At 65.7% G+C, this 17,419-nt stretch carries 14 protein-coding genes; 6 read left to right on the top strand and 8 right to left on the bottom strand.

From position 1 onward, the window contains the following. Nucleotides 1-18: 18 nt before the first annotated feature. Entirely contained in the window at nucleotides 19-1,188 is a 1,170-nt protein-coding gene (locus tag HV711_RS16885; protein ID WP_035478715.1) for an alpha/beta fold hydrolase, read from the bottom strand. Nucleotides 1,189-1,876: 688 nt separating this feature from the next. On the opposite strand from HV711_RS16885, the gene glgC reads away from it, so the two are divergent. The 5 genes from glgC (at nucleotide 1,877) to HV711_RS16860 (ending at nucleotide 7,996) form a co-directional block, all read left to right on the top strand. Next, entirely contained in the window at nucleotides 1,877-3,142 is a 1,266-nt protein-coding gene (gene glgC / locus HV711_RS16880; RefSeq protein WP_013587951.1) for a glucose-1-phosphate adenylyltransferase, read from the top strand. 60 nt (nucleotides 3,143-3,202) lie between these two features. Further along, the gene (gene glgA / locus HV711_RS16875) at nucleotides 3,203-4,663 is read left to right on the top strand and encodes a glycogen synthase GlgA (protein ID WP_035478674.1); all 1,461 of its coding nucleotides are present in this window, start codon (nucleotides 3,203-3,205) and stop codon (nucleotides 4,661-4,663) included. Between the two features lie 217 nt (nucleotides 4,664-4,880). Next, nucleotides 4,881-5,747: a pyridoxal kinase PdxY gene (gene pdxY / locus HV711_RS16870; RefSeq protein WP_013587949.1), complete on the top strand. Its 867-nt coding sequence runs from the start codon at nucleotides 4,881-4,883 to the stop codon at nucleotides 5,745-5,747. Nucleotides 5,748-5,906: 159 nt separating this feature from the next. Further along, entirely contained in the window at nucleotides 5,907-6,368 is a 462-nt protein-coding gene (locus HV711_RS16865) for a hypothetical protein (RefSeq protein ID WP_013339733.1), read from the top strand. Nucleotides 6,369-6,844: 476 nt separating this feature from the next. After that, nucleotides 6,845-7,996, top strand: coding sequence for a branched-chain amino acid ABC transporter substrate-binding protein (locus tag HV711_RS16860; protein ID WP_013587948.1), 1,152 nt, complete (start codon nucleotides 6,845-6,847; stop codon nucleotides 7,994-7,996). Nucleotides 7,997-8,071: 75 nt separating this feature from the next. On the opposite strand, the gene HV711_RS16855 is transcribed toward HV711_RS16860, so the two are convergent. Together HV711_RS16855 and HV711_RS16850 are read right to left on the bottom strand one after the other, a co-directional pair. After that, nucleotides 8,072-9,991, bottom strand: coding sequence for a DUF3857 domain-containing transglutaminase family protein (locus HV711_RS16855; protein WP_035478673.1), 1,920 nt, complete (start codon nucleotides 9,989-9,991; stop codon nucleotides 8,072-8,074). A 52-nt stretch (nucleotides 9,992-10,043) separates the two neighbouring features. Next, nucleotides 10,044-10,709: a hypothetical protein gene (locus tag HV711_RS16850; protein ID WP_028361032.1), complete on the bottom strand. Its 666-nt coding sequence runs from the start codon at nucleotides 10,707-10,709 to the stop codon at nucleotides 10,044-10,046. A 324-nt stretch (nucleotides 10,710-11,033) separates the two neighbouring features. On the opposite strand from HV711_RS16850, the gene HV711_RS16845 reads away from it, so the two are divergent. Beyond that, nucleotides 11,034-11,171: a hypothetical protein gene (locus tag HV711_RS16845; RefSeq protein WP_013587945.1), complete on the top strand. Its 138-nt coding sequence runs from the start codon at nucleotides 11,034-11,036 to the stop codon at nucleotides 11,169-11,171. A gap of 193 nt (nucleotides 11,172-11,364) precedes the next feature. Here the strand turns inward: HV711_RS16845 and hutG are convergent, their stop codons facing one another. The 5 genes from hutG to hutU all read right to left on the bottom strand — a co-directional run bounded on the left by hutG (nucleotide 11,365) and on the right by hutU (nucleotide 17,372). Then, nucleotides 11,365-12,177: an N-formylglutamate deformylase gene (gene hutG, locus HV711_RS16840; RefSeq protein ID WP_035478672.1), complete on the bottom strand. Its 813-nt coding sequence runs from the start codon at nucleotides 12,175-12,177 to the stop codon at nucleotides 11,365-11,367. A gap of 68 nt (nucleotides 12,178-12,245) precedes the next feature. Continuing rightward, nucleotides 12,246-13,643 (bottom strand): formimidoylglutamate deiminase, encoded by a 1,398-nt coding sequence (locus HV711_RS16835; protein WP_035478671.1) that lies wholly within the window; start codon nucleotides 13,641-13,643, stop codon nucleotides 12,246-12,248. Nucleotides 13,644-13,676: 33 nt separating this feature from the next. Then, nucleotides 13,677-14,906, bottom strand: a complete 1,230-nt coding sequence (gene hutI, locus HV711_RS16830; RefSeq protein ID WP_035478670.1) for an imidazolonepropionase — start codon at nucleotides 14,904-14,906, stop codon at nucleotides 13,677-13,679. Between the two features lie 70 nt (nucleotides 14,907-14,976). Then, nucleotides 14,977-15,681 carry a HutD/Ves family protein gene (locus HV711_RS16825; protein WP_035478669.1) on the bottom strand — a complete coding sequence of 235 codons (705 nt, stop codon included), beginning with the start codon at nucleotides 15,679-15,681 and terminating at the stop codon, nucleotides 14,977-14,979. Nucleotides 15,682-15,683: 2 nt separating this feature from the next. Continuing rightward, nucleotides 15,684-17,372 carry a urocanate hydratase gene (hutU, locus tag HV711_RS16820; protein WP_035478668.1) on the bottom strand — a complete coding sequence of 563 codons (1,689 nt, stop codon included), beginning with the start codon at nucleotides 17,370-17,372 and terminating at the stop codon, nucleotides 15,684-15,686. Nucleotides 17,373-17,419 lie beyond the last annotated feature (47 nt).

The following is a 17,419-nucleotide window of genomic DNA, read 5'->3' as shown; positions in this document are numbered from 1 at the left end:
CCTTCACGTTTGGCGAACTCAGCGATTTGCCCCCACGGCCGCCAGTCCGTCGAGCAGCGCCTTGTGAAACGCTTCGGGGTCCTGCATTTGCGGTGCATGACCGAGATCGGCGAATTCGACGAGCGTCGCATGCGGGATCGCTTTCGCCGCGGCCCTGCCCAGCTCCGGATAGTGGCCGATCTTCGCGCGCACCTCCGGTGAGGCGGCATCCTTGCCGATTGCGGTGGTGTCCTTCTGGCCGATCAGGAGCAGCGTGGGCATGCTCAGCTGGCCGAACTCATAGACGACCGGCTGCGTATAGATCATGTCGTAAAGCAGCGCGGAATTCCACGCGACGATCTGCTTGCCCGGCCCCCGGTACAGGCCCGCGAGCATCTGCACCCACGGTTCGTAGTCCGCGCGCCATTGGCCGGCGTAATAGGTCGACTGCTCGTAGCGGCGAATGCCGTCGGCGCTCGTCTTCAATTCGCGCCGATACCAGTCGTCCACCGACAGCGACGGCACGCCCTTCGCCTTCCAGTCCTCGAGCCCGATCGGATTGACGAGCACCAGCTGCTGCGTGTCGCGCGGATACATCAGCGCGTAACGCACGGCGAGCATGCCGCCGGTCGAATGGCCGATGATGGTCGCCTCCTTCACGCCGAGCGACTCGAGCAGCGCATGCGTATTACGCGCCAGTTGCTGAAAACTGTACTGATAGTGCTCGGGCTTGCTCGACTTGCAAAAGCCGATCTGGTCCGGCGCGATCACGCGATACCCCGCTTCGCTGAGCCGCTGGATGGTCCCCTGCCACGTCGCCGCGCAAAAATTCTTGCCGTGCAGAAGCACTGCCGTACGGCCGTTCGGGTGCGCCGGTTTGATGTCCATATAGGCCATGTGCAGCGCAACGCCTTGCGATGTGAACGGGTATTGGCCAACCGGCGCGGGATAGGTGAAGCCCTGCAATTCTGCGCCGTAGGCCGGGCCGGCGTTGGCGTTGGCGTTGGCGTTGGCGTTGGTGGCGGCCGGCGCGGCGGCCTCGGCTGTGCCGCTGGCGGCCGCGCTTGACACGGCGACCGCCGGTTGAGCCGGCGAGCCCGAGCCCGCTTCCGGCGCTTCGGGCGAAGCGGCAAGCGCGTTGGGCAGCGTAAACAACGCGGCCACACTAAGCGTGACTAGCGATGAAAGACGGCGAAAGCTGATGGGCATTGTCTGCAAAAGAGTCGGGGAAAGGATGCGGATGGGCAGCGGCATGCGCACATCGAAAACCCGCCGCACGCGGGTGTCGGCCCGCCGCCAGGTCGCAACCGATTCTACGACGCCCGCCGCGAGCACGCAGCGACGCGTGCAAAGCCGCGAAAGCGACCACAGCGGCGGCGAAGGTGTCGAAAGCAGCCGCGAAAGCAGCGCCCCAACCAGACGCCAAAACGGCCGCCGTGCGCCGTGCGATGCACGCGGCGCGCCAAAGAAGGCACCACCACGGCCACGCGCCGTATGGCCACTCACCCGCACGCGCGCCCGGTGGCACGCATATTGCGCGCCGAAGCTCGCCCGCTCTGTGTCGTGGCGCACGGAGGGCCGGCGCGAGAGGGCCGATCGTTCGCAGTTGAGTGCACAGACGGCTTGTGGCCAACAAACGTCGCCCGCGCGAACCGATTCAGTGCTAGAACTACGGGACGGGCTCGCCAGCGCAGCGGGCCCGCAGGTTCAATCAATGCAGAAGCTGGCGACCGGCAGCATCGGGGAAAGTAAAGCAGCATCCATTGCAGGCACCACGGACAAGGTACATGTAACCGGCGCAGGCGCCACGAAAACGCCGACGCCGGCCGACCACGATAAAACTGTATGGGACCGCCGTAAGCGCTGAAGCGCTAACGGCGGTCGACAGGAGACGAACATGCATACTCCGGCACGGCTGAACGATCTGCAACGCACCACCCTCGCCATCGTGCTCGCCGGCGGCCGCGGCACGCGGCTCGGGCCGCTCACCAACAAGCGCGTCAAACCGGCGGTCCATTTCGGCGGCAAATTCCGGATCATCGACTTCGCGCTGTCCAATTGTCTGAACTCGGGCATCCGCCGCATTGCCGTCGTGACCCAATACAAGGCGCACTCGCTGCTGCGCCATCTGCAGCGCGGCTGGGGGTTCCTGCGCGGCGAGTTCGGCGAATTCATCGACCTGTGGCCCGCACAGCAGCGCGTGGAAGGCGCGCACTGGTATCGCGGCACGGCCGACGCGGTGTTCCAGAACCTCGACATCATCCGTTCGATCCGGCCGAAATACGTGGTCGTGCTGGCGGGCGATCACATCTACAAGATGGATTACACGCGCATGATCGCGGACCACGCCGAGAACGGCGCGGATTGCACGGTCGGCTGCATCGAGGTGCCGCGCATGGACGCGGTCGCGTTCGGCGTGATGGCCGTGGACGAAAACCGCCGCGTTACCGGCTTCGTCGAAAAGCCGGCCGACCCGCCGTCGATCCCGGGCCGCCCGGACACCGCCCTCGCGAGCATGGGCATTTACGTATTCAACGCCGACTACCTGTATTCGCTGCTCGAGGAAAACATCTCCAGCGTGGATACCGACCACGACTTCGGCAAGGACATCCTGCCGCGCGTCGTGACGCAAGGCACGGCGATCGCGCATCCGTTCAGCATGTCGTGCGTGTCGTCGGATCCGAACGTCGAGCCGTACTGGCGCGACGTCGGCACCATCGACGCCTATTGGGCCGCCAATCTCGACCTCGCCTCGACCATTCCGACGCTCGACCTGTACGACCGCAGCTGGCCCATCTGGACTTACCAGGAGCAGTTGCCGCCCGCCAAGTTCGTGCGCGACATGAAGGGCCTGCAAGGCTCCGGCAACAATCTGATCGTATGCGGCGGCTGCGTGATCTCGGGCTCGCAGATTTCGCGCTCGGTGTTGTCGTCGAACGTCAAGGTGAGTTCGTTCTGTAACATCAATGAGGCAGTCTTGCTGCCGCAGGTCACCGTCGGCGCGAGTTGCCGCCTGCAGAAAGTGGTCGTGGACCGGGGTTGTGCGATTCCCGACGGAACGGTGATCGGCGAAGATCCGGTGCGCGACGCCGAGCGTTTTTACCGCACCGACGACGGCGTCGTGCTCGTCACGCCCGAGTCGCTGCGGCAGGACGTGAAGTAATCGCGCGCGCCGCCCGCGAGCCTGCACCGTCGACAGCATTCAAGGAACGAGACCGAGCCTATGACGATTCGCGCCCTCCACGTCGCCAGCGAGCTGTATCCCCTCCTGAAAACGGGCGGTCTCGCCGACGTCGCGGGCGCGCTGCCGGCCGCGCTCGTCGAGCGCGGCGCCGACGTTCGCGTGCTGTTGCCAGGCTTTCCGGCCGTCGCCGCCGGTTTGCACGACGTGCGCCCCGTCGCGCAGCTGGGCCGCCGCTTCGATGCGCCGGGCGTCACGCTGGAACAGGGCACGCTGCCGTCGAACGGACTCGTCGTCTACACGATTCGCGCGGCCACGCTATACGACCGGCCGGGCAACCCGTATCTGAACGACGAACTCGTGCCCTATGGCGACAATGCGCAGCGCTTCGCGCTGCTCGGCTGGGTCGCCGCGCAACTCGCGCAGCAGCTCGATCCGGCATGGTCGCCGCAGATCGTCCACGCGCACGACTGGCACGCCGGGCTCGCCGCCGCCTATCTGAAGGCGGCCGAACGGCAGCAGGGCCGCGCGCCCGCGCGCAGCGTCTTTACGGTGCACAACCTCGCATATCAGGGTGTGTTTCCCGCGCAGCAGTTCGGCCAGCTCGGCCTGCCGGACGATTTCTTCAGCATGCAGGGCGTCGAATTCTACGGACAACTGTCGTTCCTGAAGGCGGGGCTCTACTACAGCGACCGCATCACGACCGTGAGCCCGACTTACGCCCGCGAAATCCAGACGCTTGCGCAAGGCGGCGGCCTGGACGGGCTGTTGCGCAGCCGCGCCCACGACCTGAGCGGCATTCTGAATGGCGTCGACTACACGGTCTGGAGCCCCGCGAACGACGCGCTCCTCGAGCATCGCTACACCGCGACGCGCCTCGCCGGCAAGCTCGCGTGCAAGGAGGCCTTGCAAAAACGCTTTGGTCTCGCGCAGAAAAGCGATGCGCTGCTGTTCGGCGTGGTGAGCCGCCTGACCGAGCAGAAAGGCCTCGACCTGCTGCTCGAAACGGTGCCGGAGATCGTCAAACGCGGTGGCCAGCTCGTCGTGTTCGGCACCGGCGACCCGGCGCTGGAAAACGGCCTGAAGCGGGTCGCGCAGACGCATCCGGAGTCGGTGGCGGTGGAACTCGGCTTCGACGAACAGCTCGCGCATACCATCATCGCGGGCAGCGACGTGGTGGCCGTGCCTTCCCGCTTCGAGCCGTGCGGCCTCACGCAGCTGTACGCGCTTGCCTACGGGTCGCTCCCGCTCGTGCATTGCGTGGGCGGACTCGCGGACACCGTGGTGGATGCATCGCTTGAAAATCTCGCCGAGGATCTCGCCACCGGATTCGTGTTCGACGATTTCACGCCGCGCAGCCTGACGGCCGCCATCCGCCGCGCCTTCGCGCTGCAGGACCGGCGCACCGAATGGAAAGCGGCGCAACGGCGCGCGATGCGCCAGGACTTCGGCTGGGGCGCGTCGGCGGAGCGCTATCTGGCGCTCTATCGCGAGCTCGTCTGAGCCCTCGCAGGTGATGGTTCGGCGCAACAGCGCGGGGACGGATCACCTGCCTTGCGGCAAACTCATGTATTGTTTCCTGACGATGCAGACCGTGCATTGTTCTTGCAACGTGTGAAGCAGCCTTGCGCGCGAGGTGGCCGGCTCATGCCGAGGCGCCCTCGCCGCGCATCCCTCCCGTTTTCACCTGTCGCGCACGTCCGCCTGCGCGAGCCATACCATGACGAAGAACGTTCTGAGCATTCAGTCACATGTCGTTTTCGGGCACGCGGGCAATAGCGCGGCGGTGTTCCCGATGCGTCGGCTTGGCGTGAACGTGTGGCCGTTGAACACGGTGCAGTTCTCGAATCACACGCAGTACGGCCACTGGACCGGCACGGCGATCGACGCCGCGCAGATGGAAGAGCTCGCCGAAGGCATCGGCGCAATCGGCATGCTGCCCCGCTGCGACGCCGTGCTGTCCGGCTACCTCGGCACGCCGGAGCACGCACAGTCGGTGCTCGAAATCGTCAAGGCCGTGAAGGCCGCCAACCCGCGCGCCTGGTATTTCTGCGATCCGGTGATGGGCGCCGCGAGCAGTTGCAAGCCGGAACCCGGCATCCAGGAGTTTCTCGTCAACACCATGCCGGAAATGGCCGACGCGATGGCGCCGAATCACACCGAGTTGCAGCGGCTCGTGGGCCGCGAAATCGAGACGCTGGAGGAAGCGGTCACCGCCTGCCGCGAGATCATCGCGCGCGGACCGAAGCTCGTGCTGGTCAAACATCTGCTGGATCGCAACAGTCCCGCGGACCGCTTCAACATGCTGGTCGTGACCGAACGCGAGGCGTGGATGGGGCAGCGCCCGCTCTATCCGTTCGCGCGCCAGCCGGTCGGCGTGGGCGATCTGACGAGCGCGGTGTTCGTCGCGCGCACGCTGCTCGGCGATACGATCCGCGCCGCCTTCGAGCACACGCTCGCCGCCGTCAACGCGGTCGTCAAGACGACCTGGCAAGCCGGGCGCTACGAACTGGAACTGGTGGCCGCGCAAAACGAAATCGCCCAACCGCGCGAATGGTTCGACGCGTGGGTGGCCGAGACGGCCTAGCGGCACGATCCGGCACGATCCGACGCGGTCCGTCGCCGCCGTTGCGCCGCCCGGAACCTCGCGGGCCGCGCGGCCGTCCTATAATGCGTGCCGCGCGCAAGGCAGGCGCCTCGCGCGGCCACTTTCCCAGGCATCCGGCATTCAGCAGACGAGGCATCGATGGACGGTTATATCCGCAGCGAGCGGGAAGAGTATTTTGAGCAGTTGTGCATGAGCGTCGACGCCGACGAAGTGCACGAACAGGAAGCCATCGAGTTCTTCGAGAACCAGTTCGACCAGCCGGACTTCGATCCCGCGCAATGGCTCGATATCGCGTTGTACTACTCGCCGGCGGTCGCGCGCGGCATCATCGACATGGTGACGCCCGACGACAAGGCACGCAGCAACATCGCCGAAGTGATCGCGGACAACCTCGACATTTCGTACGGCGAGGACGAGTGCCAGCAGTTTGCCGAAACCATCGAATTCGCGCTGAACAACGGCGTGCCGGTGGACCTCGATCTCGTGCTCGACGGCTGCCAGCGCGCGATCGACGATCTCGACACCTGGGCCGACGAGGAAACGAAGGCGCCGCTGCTGCGTCTGCGCGAAGAAGTGCTGCGTCAACAAGGCGAGCGCTAAAACCTCTCTGCCTCGTTGGCTGGCTCCGCGCGCAGGCATGGCCTCGCGCGTGGTTTCGCGTTCCTTGCTAAGGCGCCGAAGACTCCCGAAATACGCGGGCATCGTGTCCGCGCCTCTCTCCTCGCCGTGTCTCCCGCACCGGCTCCAGCCCCCTCTTTGCAACGCCTAGCTTAGCCGCCTGTGAAGCGCATGTGCGCCGATCCGCATTCGCCCGCGAGGAAACGGCACAACGCCTGCACCCCCGCGCGGCGCCTATGCCGAAATGCTCACGAGAGGCGCCGCGAACTGCCAAGACGACCCGATATTGGCTTCCTATATTCGCGCCACATGACCGGCGTGCGCATCACAGGGCAGTCGCTCCGGCAGCGTCGATTGCGAGCCTTCGTGCCCGCGCGAACGCGCTTGCCTGTCGAGCGCCCGACCGCGTCATCACCTTGCTGCTTTCATCATTTGAACTGTCGAAGTAAGGAGAGACCATGAGTCACCGCAACACGCTCAAACCGCTTGCTCTGTTCGTTGGCGCCGCGTTCGCCGTCGCGCCGCTCTCCAGTTTCGCCGACGACCTGCCGGTCAGGATCGGCTTCGCCGCGCCGATGACAGGCGCCAACGCCGGCTACGGCAAGGACCTGGAAAACGGCGTGCGGCTTGCCATCGAGGAAGCCAACGCGCAGAAGATCAGAATCGGCGACAAGCTCGCGCAATTCCAGATCGTCTCGCAGGACGATCAGGCGGACCCGCGCGTCGGCGTCCAGGTCGCGCAGAAACTGGTGGACTCGGGCGTCTCCGTAGTGGTCGGCCATTTCAACTCGGGCACGACGATTCCTGCCTCGCAGGTCTACGAGCAGGCCGGCATTCCCGTGATCGACCCCGCGGCGACCAACCCGATCATCACCGGCCGCGGCTTCGCCAACACCTTCATGGTGATTTCCACCGACGCGCAAAACGCCGGCAACGCGGGCGTCTACGCGGTGCAGGTGACGAAGGCAAAGCGCATCGCGATCATCGACGACCGCACCGCCTTCGGCCAGGGCGAGGCCGACGAATTCGAGAAGGCCGTGAAAGCGCACGGCGGCACGATCGTCGCGCGCGAGTACACCGACAACCACGCGGTCGACTTCAGCACGCAGATCACCCGGATCAAGGCGGCGAACGCAGACCTGATCTTCTTCGGCGGGCTCGACACGCAGGCGGCCGGCTTCGCGCGGCGCATGAAGCAGCTCGGCGTGACGGCGCAACTGGTGGGCGGCGGCGGCGTCGAAGATCCCGAGTTCATCAAGCTGGCCGGCGACGCAGCCGAAGGCGTGATGGCCTGGGAATACGGCCGTCCGCTCGCGCAACTGCCGGGCGGCAAGGACTTCTCGGCGAAGTTCAAGAAGCGCTTCGGCGGCGAGATCCTGTCGTATGCGCCGTTCGGTTACGACGGCGCATGGGCCGCGATCAAGGCCATGCAGCAAGCCAAATCGACCTCGCCCAACGACTACCGCCCCGTGCTCAAATCGATCGACTTCGAAGGCGTGACCGGCAAGATTTCGTTCGACAGCACCGGCGCGCTGAAAAGCGGCGCATCGACGCTTTATCAGGTGAAGAACGGTGCGTGGGTGCCCGTCGTGACGAAGAGCGGGACCTGAGCGTGGCCTGATTGTGGTTTGATGGGGCACTGAAGGGCCACTCAGGTGGCCACGGGGCATCACAGCTGAGCGCGGCTAATTCGCGCCTGCGGCCTCGTGCGGCCGCGCGGCCTTGACGACGATTGGCGCGTCCAGGTCTCGCTCGATCCGCACAAGGCTGTCCTTCATCGCCGCGAACTCCTCTGCGGAGCACATCTGGTGGCCGAAGGCGGCACGAAGCCGGCGCCGGATCTGGAGCACACGCGCCGCCGGGTCGAATACATAGCGCGACGAGAACGTGACGAAGCGGTTCTGCACGTCGGTATCGGCGGGGATGTCGGTGATCCGCGCAAAACGCGGCAGCGTGATTTCCAGCGTCTCGTCGAAGTTCCCGCCGATGCACGCCCACGGCTGCGTCCGCACCGGTTCCGCGAGCCACGCCTGCACCTGCGAGCCCATGCCGCCAGAGAAGCTCGTCAGCGTCGGCACGGCGCTCGTGCCGTCCGTCCAGATGAAGTGTTCCACCTTGCCCTGCATCGATGTCGCGAACGGTCCGTCGGTTGCCGCGACGTCGCCGGTCTGCAATTGCGCGCTCCCATGCAGGCCCGTTTGCAACAGACGATTGCCGGCGATCTGCTGCGTGCGCTGGCGCGACGCGCGTCGAAAGATATTGCGCTCGATCTCGGCGGTAAAACCCGCGTCTTCCACGCGATAGGCATAGTTCGCCATGCCGTTTTCATCGACGTCGATCTGCACGCGCGCCGTCCGTTCGCGCATTTGCGTGGCAGGCGTGCGCGACAGCACGCCTGCGCCGACCAGCAGCACCGGCCGGTCCATCACGGCGGCCGGCAGATAGCCGAAGCCGACGCCGCCCGCGGTCGTGTCCGCATAGAGCGATAAATCAGGAATCCAGACAATTGCGTGATTGATTGCGCTCGCGCCGTAGCCGGGCACATCGGGCAGGCTGTAGTAGGGACCGAGGTTAAGCAGCACGGCCTCGCTGCGAATGCCCACGGCCGCGAGCAACGCGCTGTACAGTGCGACGTGATCCTTGCAGTCGCCATAACGATTGCGCAGGATGTCGGCCGCCTTGTGCGGAATCGCCGCGGTCTCGCCGAGGAACAGCGCCACATAGCGGATATTCATGCGCATCCAGTCATACAGAATGCGCGCCTTGTCACGCGGATCGGCGGCGCGCGCGGTGAGCGACTGCGCGAGCCGCACGATCGCCGGATCGCCGAAGGTAGCGTCGGTCGCGGGCCCGCGATAACGCGCGGCGAAAGTCGCGAAGTCGGGCACGGTCGACACCATCAGACGATCGCCCCAGTTCGCGTAGCCGACGGCGCCCGCTTCGAGCCGCGCATACGGCCCGTGCGTGTAGCGGAATTCGTAACGCGTGCGGCCATTCGCCGTGACCGGCGGCAGTGCCGCATAGCCGCGCGCGTCGGCATAAAGCGGCACGTCGGCGGGAAGATCGAAGATCAGGCGTTGATCGTCGACGGGCTCGCGAGTTGGCTCCACGAGGTAAGCGAAAGTGCCCGCCTGCAGGGGATTGGCGCGCGTTTTCCGAAACGCCAGATGCACGCGCGACCCCGGCTCGACGCCCGGAAAGATCACCGTGCGCAACACGCCGTCCTGAAAGCTCGGCGCGCCCGCCGAGCGCGGCTCCTGAATGTCGCGGATCGCTTCGGGACCGACGCGGTGCGTCGCGCCGTCGGGGTCGATCGTTTCCGCGGCGACCAGCTGCACGTGCTCGATATCCTTGTTGAACCACACGTACCGTTGCGCGATGTCGTCGACGCCGCTCGTCGTGTTCGCACGCAGCACGCTGTCGTCGTGCTCCTCCACGGAACCGTCTTTCTGGATCGTGAAGAGATGAACGTCGCGCTCGGTGGCGTATGGCGCGCGGTCGTCAGCGGATGAGCCCGAGGCCGCATCGTCCGCTGAGGCGCCAGCCGTTGCCGCGCCCAGAACGAGCGCGGCCGCGATTCGCACGTACTTCATGCAACGCGTCATGAACACGCCTTCCGGCGTGGTCCCGCGAATACACCGCCGACGGGGCCGCTCATCACTCGCTCTCGCCGAGTTGCGCAAGCAAGGCCTGCAGGCGCTCCACATGCCGCAGCAGCAAGTGACGATGCTTTTCGATCTGCTCGAGCCGCCCGGCCAGATCGGCGCCTATCGGATCGTCGAGATCGGCCGCCGCGATGACGTCCTCCACTTTCGCGCGCAACGACGCGAGTTCGACCGGCGCATGCGCGAGATGCCGCTCGAATCGCCGCACTTCCTGGACCGCAAGCTCGCGTACCTTGCGAAAATACGCCTGGCGCCGATGCGCTTCGGCGTCGAGCATTTCGTCTTCCGGCCGCCTCGCGGGCGAGCTCTGACCAAAGATCGGCTCGGGCGGCCGCAGCACGGTCTTTTTTCTCACCGGATGCGCGGTGCCGCGAAAGCGCGCGAGCGGCTCTTCGTTGTCGATCGCGACGCGCGCGTTGGCCGGAATCTCGTCTTCGGTATGGGGCGTGTTCATCCAGCCATTCGGCAGACCGGTCACCGCTTCGATGCCGCGCACGAATTCCTCGCTGAATTCGCGCTGGCCGGACAACATCAGCTTCAGATAGCTCGCCGAGAACGTCATCATGCGTGCGAGGCGAGTCGCCGCGCCCACCTCGCGCGTGAGCAGCACCAGGTTCGCGCGCCAGACAGGGAGCAGCAATTCGTCGGAATCTTCCATCGCCGGATCTTCCATCCTGAGTCTTCCACCGTGCCCGATATACAGACGACGCGGCGGCGAGCGTCATCGTTCTGAAAGGGTAGCCGCTGCACGGCCTCGCTTGCAAGCGGCGCGGCGCGCGGCGCGCGGCATCGCTGCCTCTATATTGGCACGCGTGGCCGCAGCCCGGTCCACACGGCGTTTGCGCGCGACGCGCCCACGCAATGGACATTGGCGCGGCAGCGGCGTTCCTCCGCGCTGCGCGTCGATGTGGCATGCTTGCGTGCCGTGCGGCATACGTCGTGCTGCACCTGGAGTTCCACAACACTGATTAAGGGTTTTGTAATGAAGAAGATCGTCCTGGCCATTGCCGCTGCCGCCGCTGCTTTCAGCGCAATCGCTCCCGCGCAAGCCGCTCATCACCATCATCCGGTGTGCAAGAAGGTGCGCGTGCATCATCACTGGGAACGTCACTGCCGTTGATCGACGCTGTTCGTCAAGTCGACGCACTGCGTATCGGCGGCCGACGCTGGCGCAAAGCCTCGCGCGCATAAAAAAGCCTCGCTTCTAGCGAGGCTTTTTCGTTGCGGGCTTGCCGTTATAGCGGCCTACGCACAATGCGAACGCGCGGCGACCGCCCTCCTTGTGAGGGCGCGCTTATCCGTTAGCGCGGCACTCACGAAGCCTTGACGCGCTCCAACGCGGTGGCGACGAGTTGCTTGAGCAAAGGCTCGATTTTCGCGGCTAGCGCTTCATCGTAGGCATAGGGCAACTGTTCCTGCATATACGTGATCTGCGACAACTCCAGTTGCACCGCATGCACGCGTTGCGAGGGCTCACCATAGTGCCGTGTGATGTAGCCGCCCTTGAAACGCCCGTTGGCCACAGCCGAATAGCCGCCGTGCCGCTCGACCACCGCCGCCAATTCCTCGGCCAAACCCGCCACCGCGCTCGCGCCGTTCGACGTGCCGAAGTTGAAGTCGGGCAAGCGCCCTTCGAAAAAACGCGGCACGCGCGAGCGGATGGAATGCGCTTCCCACAGCAGCACCTTGCCGTGCTTCGCTTTGAGCGCGGCGATCTCGCTCGCGAGCGCGTCGTGATACGGCGTCCAGTAAGCGGCGCGGCGGCGGGCCACTTCGGCGTCGTCGGGCAAATAACCTTCGCGGTACAAGGGTTCCTTGTCGAACGTATCGACCGGCAGCAAGCCCGTGGTGTCCTGACCTGGATAGAGATTGGCACCGTCGGGCGGACGGTTCAGATCGATCACGTAGCGCGCATAAGCCGGCGCGAGAATCGACGCGCCCATGCGCTTCGCAAATGCGTAGAGCCGGTCGAGGTGCCAGTCGCAGTCGTCAGTGCGCTGCGCAACCGGTGTCATGGTCGCAGCGATATCCGCGGGAATCCGCGTACCGAGATGCGGGATCGAGATCAGCATCGGCAGGCTTCCGCGATGCAGCGTGAAAACCGGCGGTATAGTCGGAGCAGTCATGTCAGTCCTGGATCGAAAGAAGCTTGCAGCGACGCGGGCACGCGGCTACGCGACGCGCAAGCTTCATGTCATTTGAGCAGTTCGGCGAGCGCTGCGCGATAACGCGCGTAAGCGCCCTCCTCGTCGCGATGCCGGCGATTCTCCACCACCTTCTCGCCGCCTGCATACACGTCGCGAATCGGCGTCTCACCATGCTCGCAGAATACGACGCCGGAAAGCCATGCATGCGGCGCGTGCCCAGCAATGCTCGTGTGATCGGCGTCGAGCACCAACCAGTCCGCGCGATGGCCGGCCTGCAACGCGCCGGCCGGGCGACCGGTTGCCCGAGCGCCGCCGTCGAGCGCCGCTTCGTACAGACGATCGGCCACGTAAGGCGTCTGTGCGGACGCCAGCACGTTGCGCTGCCGGCGCGTCAGACGTTGCCCATATTCGAGCAGGCGCAACTCGGCGCGCCAGTCGACGCCGATATGGCTATCCGAGCCCACGCCGATGCGCCCATGGGCATTCAGGTAGTCATGCGCAGGGAAAATGCCATCGCCCAGGTTGGCCTCCGTGGTCAGGCAGAGGCCCGCAACCGCCCCGGTCTTCGCGAGCGCAAGCGTCTCGTTCGCATCGACATGCGTGGCATGCACGAGACACCATCTTCCGTCGACGTCGAAACGATCCAGCAGCCATTGCACCGGACGCGCCCCCTCGGTCTCGATACACGCATCGACTTCGGCGGTCTGCTCGGCGATATGGATGTGAACCGGCGCGCTGCCATCGAGGCCGCCGAGCAATGCGCGCAGCGAATCCTCCGACACCGCGCGCAGCGAATGCGGCGCGACGCCATAGCGCAAAGCCGCGTTTTCCGGCCGCGCCGCGCGCAACGTGGCGAGCAGTTCGAGCAGGCCTTCCGGCGTGTTGATAAAGCGGCGCTGGTCCTCGCGCGGCGCACGCGCGCCGAACCCGCTGTACTGATACAGCACGGGCAGTATCGTCATGCCGATGCCGGCCGCCGACGCCGCATCCACCACGCGTTGCGCGAGTTCCGCCTGGTTCGCGTAGCGATTGCCGTCAGGCGCGTGATGCACGTAGTGGAATTCGCACACGGACGTATAGCCCGCTTTCAGCATCTCGATGTACAGCCATTGCGCGACGCTCGCCAATCCTTCAGGCGTGATGCACGCGGCAAAGCGATACATCAGATCGCGCCAGCTCCAGAAGTTGTCCGTGGCGCCCGTACTGGAAGCCGCCCGGTATTCGGTCAAGCCCGCCATCGCGCGCTGGAACGCGTGCGAATGAAGATTCGGCATGCCAGGCAATATCGGACCTGCGGCCTTTTGCGCGCCTCGCGGCGCTTCATGCGTATCGGGGGTGACGGTCGTCAATGTGCCGTCGGCGCCCCACTCCAGCAGCACATTGCGGCGCCAGCCGTCCGGCAGATACGCGTGGTCGGCGAATAGCGACTGTTTTTGTTGAGTCATCTCTCAGGTCCTGGCTTCAGTTCGCTGTGCGTATCAATGGGCGACGTTGACGTTGCAGCCCCCGACCGTCTCGCCCGCGCGTACCACCCGCGTGCACAACGGACGCCCCATCCAGTAAGCGAGTTCGGCGAGCGAGTCGACCGACCACACCGCGAAGTCGGCAGCGCGGCCCACTTCGAGCACACCGTGCCGGTTTGCCTGGCCGAGTGCGCGCGCCGCGTGCGACGTCACGCCCTGCAGCACTTCCGGCACGGTCATGCGAAACAGCGTGGTCGCCATGTTCATCATCAAGAGCAGCGAGGTGGCGGGCGACGTGCCCGGATTGCTGTCGGTCGAGATGGCGATCGGCACCTCGTAACGACGCAGCAGCTCCAGCGGCGGCAGTTGCGTCTCGCGAATGAAGTAGTAAGCGCCGGGCAGCAACACGGCGACCGTGCCGGCTTCTTTCATCGCGGCGACGCCGGCTTCGTCGAGAAACTCGAGGTGATCCGCCGACAGCGCGCGATGCCGCGCGGCAAGCGCGGTGCCGCCGCCGTTGGACAACTGCTCCGCGTGCATCTTGACGGGCAGCTTGTAGCGCGCGGCGGCGTTGAACACGCGCTCGCTCTGTTCGAGCGAAAAGCCGATGCGCTCGCAGAATACGTCCACGGCGTCGACGAGCCCCTCATCCACGAGGGCAGGCAGCATGGTATTGCAGACTTCGTCGATATAGGCGTCGGCGCGGCCCGCGAATTCGGGCGGCAACGCGTGCGCGCCGAGAAACGTCGTATAGACCGTCACCGGACAGCGCTCGCCCAACTGACGCGCGACGCGCAGCATCTTGCGCTCGCTGTCGAGGTCGAGGCCGTAGCCCGACTTGATTTCGACGGCAGTGACGCCTTCCGCGAGCACCGGCGCGAGGCGCGCGGCCGATTGGCTGAACAAGGCTTCTTCGCTTGCGGCACGCGTCGCGCGCACTGTCGAGACGATGCCGCCGCCTTGGCGCGCAATCTCTTCATAGCTCACGCCCGCGAGGCGCTGCGCGAATTCATCGGCGCGCTGCCCGCCGTACACCAGATGCGTATGGCAATCCACCAGGCCCGGCGTGACCCACGCGCCGTGCAAATCTTCGCGCGGCCACGCGGCAAAACGGGCAGGCAGTTCGGCGGCTGCGCCGAGCCACGCGATCTTGCCGTCTTCGACCGCGATCGCGGCGTCGGGCAACGTATGGTCGGGATCGCCCTTCGGGCACAGCTTCAGGTGATGCCAGACAGTTTGCTTCATCGCTTGCTCTTTGCAGCTTCTCGCTGCGCGTTGCGTACTGTGGATGTTCCTGCGCGCGTGCGCCTCGCCGTCATTCCGGCGTGTAGCGCAGGCGAATGGCCAGCAAGGCGCCCTCGCCCTCGATCGTGCACGACAGCGCGTTCGGCGCGTCGATGCGCAGCGTGTCGCCTGTTAGCAGATGATGCCGCTGTGCGTCGGCCTGTGCGTTCGCTCGTGCGTCGCCCAATGTGACGGTCAGCGCGCCGCTCGCGCAATACAGCAGCGCGACGTCGGCGCTGAGCGTGCGCCCACGTTGCGGTTGCGTGCTCTGCCGCGCTTGCTGCACCTGCTGCGTTTGGCGCCATACTTCGAGCTCGCCTCGCGCCGCCCCGCGGCGCACCATCAGATTGAAGTCGCGCGTCGGACCGTCGACGAGCCGCGCGTCGATGCACGCCTCGCCGGCAAAGCGCGCAATGTCGAGCGGGCGCGTCAGTGCATGCGTCTTCACTGCATTGTCGCCCTGTGCTTCGTCGAGCAGCATGCCCGCGCCGGACAGCAGCACAAGCGTGCGATCGATTCCTGCAAAGCGGGAAAACGGTCCTGCTTGCGCCACGTCCGCCACGCTCACGCGCCAGACGAACGCATCGAGCCCCGCGTGCGCGGGATGCGCCGCGACTTCGCGCGTGACGCCGCCGCCGTTCTTCCACGGCGACGCCACCAGTTCGGCCGCCCGAATCAACGTGACGCTGCTCGCACAGGCGCTCGCGCCGGCCACCATGCCGCTCGCCAGCGTCATGCTCAACGGCCCAGCATCGGCAGCTTGAGGCCCGCTTCGCGCGCGGTTTGCTGCGCGAGTTCGTAGCCTGCATCCGCGTGACGCATCACGCCGGTTGCCGGATCGTTGAACAACACGCGGCCGAGGCGTTCCTTCGCGGCATCGGTGCCGTCGGCGACGATCACGACGCCCGAATGCTGGCTGAAGCCCATGCCGACGCCGCCGCCGTGATGCAGCGACACCCACGACGCGCCGCCCGCCGTATTCAGCAGTGCATTGAGCAGCGGCCAGTCGCTCACCGCGTCCGAGCCGTCCTTCATCGATTCCGTTTCGCGATTCGGGCTCGCGACCGAGCCGGTGTCGAGGTGATCGCGGCCGATCACGATGGGTGCCTTCAGCTCGCCGTTCTTCACCATGTCGTTAAACGCCTGGCCGAGGCGGTAGCGATCCTTCACGCCGACCCAGCAGATGCGCGCAGGCAAGCCCTGGAACGCGATACGCTCGCGCGCCATGTCGAGCCAGTTGTGCAGATGCGGATCGTCGGGAATCAGTTCCTTGACCTTCGCGTCCGTCTTGTAGATGTCCTCAGGATCGCCCGACAGCGCGACCCAGCGGAACGGCCCCTTGCCCTCGCAGAACAGCGGACGGATATACGCGGGCACGAAGCCCGGGAAGTCGAAGGCGTTCTCGACGCCCATTTCCAGCGCCATCTGACGAATGTTGTTGCCGTAGTCGAGCGTGGCCGCGCCGCGCTGCTGCAGCGTCAACATGGCCTGCACCTGCTTCGCCATGGACTGCTTGGCCGGTACGACGATCGACTCCGGCGCCGTTTTCTGACGCTCGCGCCAGTCTTCGAGTGTCCAGCCCTGCGGCAAGTAACCGTGGATCGGATCGTGCGCGCTCGTCTGATCGGTCACGCAGTCCGGCGTGATGCCGCGCGCCACGCATTCGGCGAACACGTCGGCCGCATTGCCGAGCAGACCGACCGACATCGCCTTGCCCGCCTGCTTCGCTTCGTCGAGCATGGCGAGCGCCTCGTCGAGCGTCTTCGCCTTTTTGTCGACGTAGCGCGTTTTCAGGCGGAAGTCGATGCGCGTCTCGTCGCATTCCACCGCGATCATCGAGAAGCCGGCCATGGTGGCCGCGAGCGGCTGCGCGCCGCCCATGCCGCCGAGGCCGCCCGTCAGGATCCAGCGGCCGTTGGGATCGCCGTTGAAATGCTGATTCGCGACGGAGAAGAAGGTTTCGTACGTGCCCTGCACAATGCCCTGGCTACCGATGTAGATCCAGCTGCCCGCTGTCATCTGCCCGTACATCATCAGGCCCTTGCGGTCGAGTTCGTGGAAATGCTCCCACGTCGCCCAATGCGGCACCAGGTTCGAATTCGCAAGCAGCACGCGCGGCGCATCAGCATGCGTGCGGAACACGCCGACCGGCTTGCCCGACTGGATCAGCAGCGTTTCGTCTTCGTTGAGGTCTTTCAGCGACGCGAGGATCTGATCGAAGCAGTCCCAGTTGCGCGCCGCGCGGCCGATACCGCCATACACCACCAGCGCATGCGGATGCTCGGCTACTTCGGGGTCCAGATTATTCTGGATCATCCGGTAAGCGGCCTCCGCGATCCAGGTCTTGCAGGTCTTCTCTGCGCCGCGCGGCGCGCGGATGGTGCGAGTGGGATCGAGACGCGGGTCGATGTGTTTCGGGTTGTTCATGGTGGCCCTCGGAATGCCTGAGATGATCGGAATAGTCGGAGATTGAC

The sequence above is a fragment of the Paraburkholderia phenoliruptrix genome (genome assembly GCF_902859825.1).
Classification (GTDB): domain Bacteria; phylum Pseudomonadota; class Gammaproteobacteria; order Burkholderiales; family Burkholderiaceae; genus Paraburkholderia; species Paraburkholderia phenoliruptrix.
Note: the sequence above shows the minus strand (reverse complement) of the source record. Positions and strands in the feature narration are given on the sequence as shown.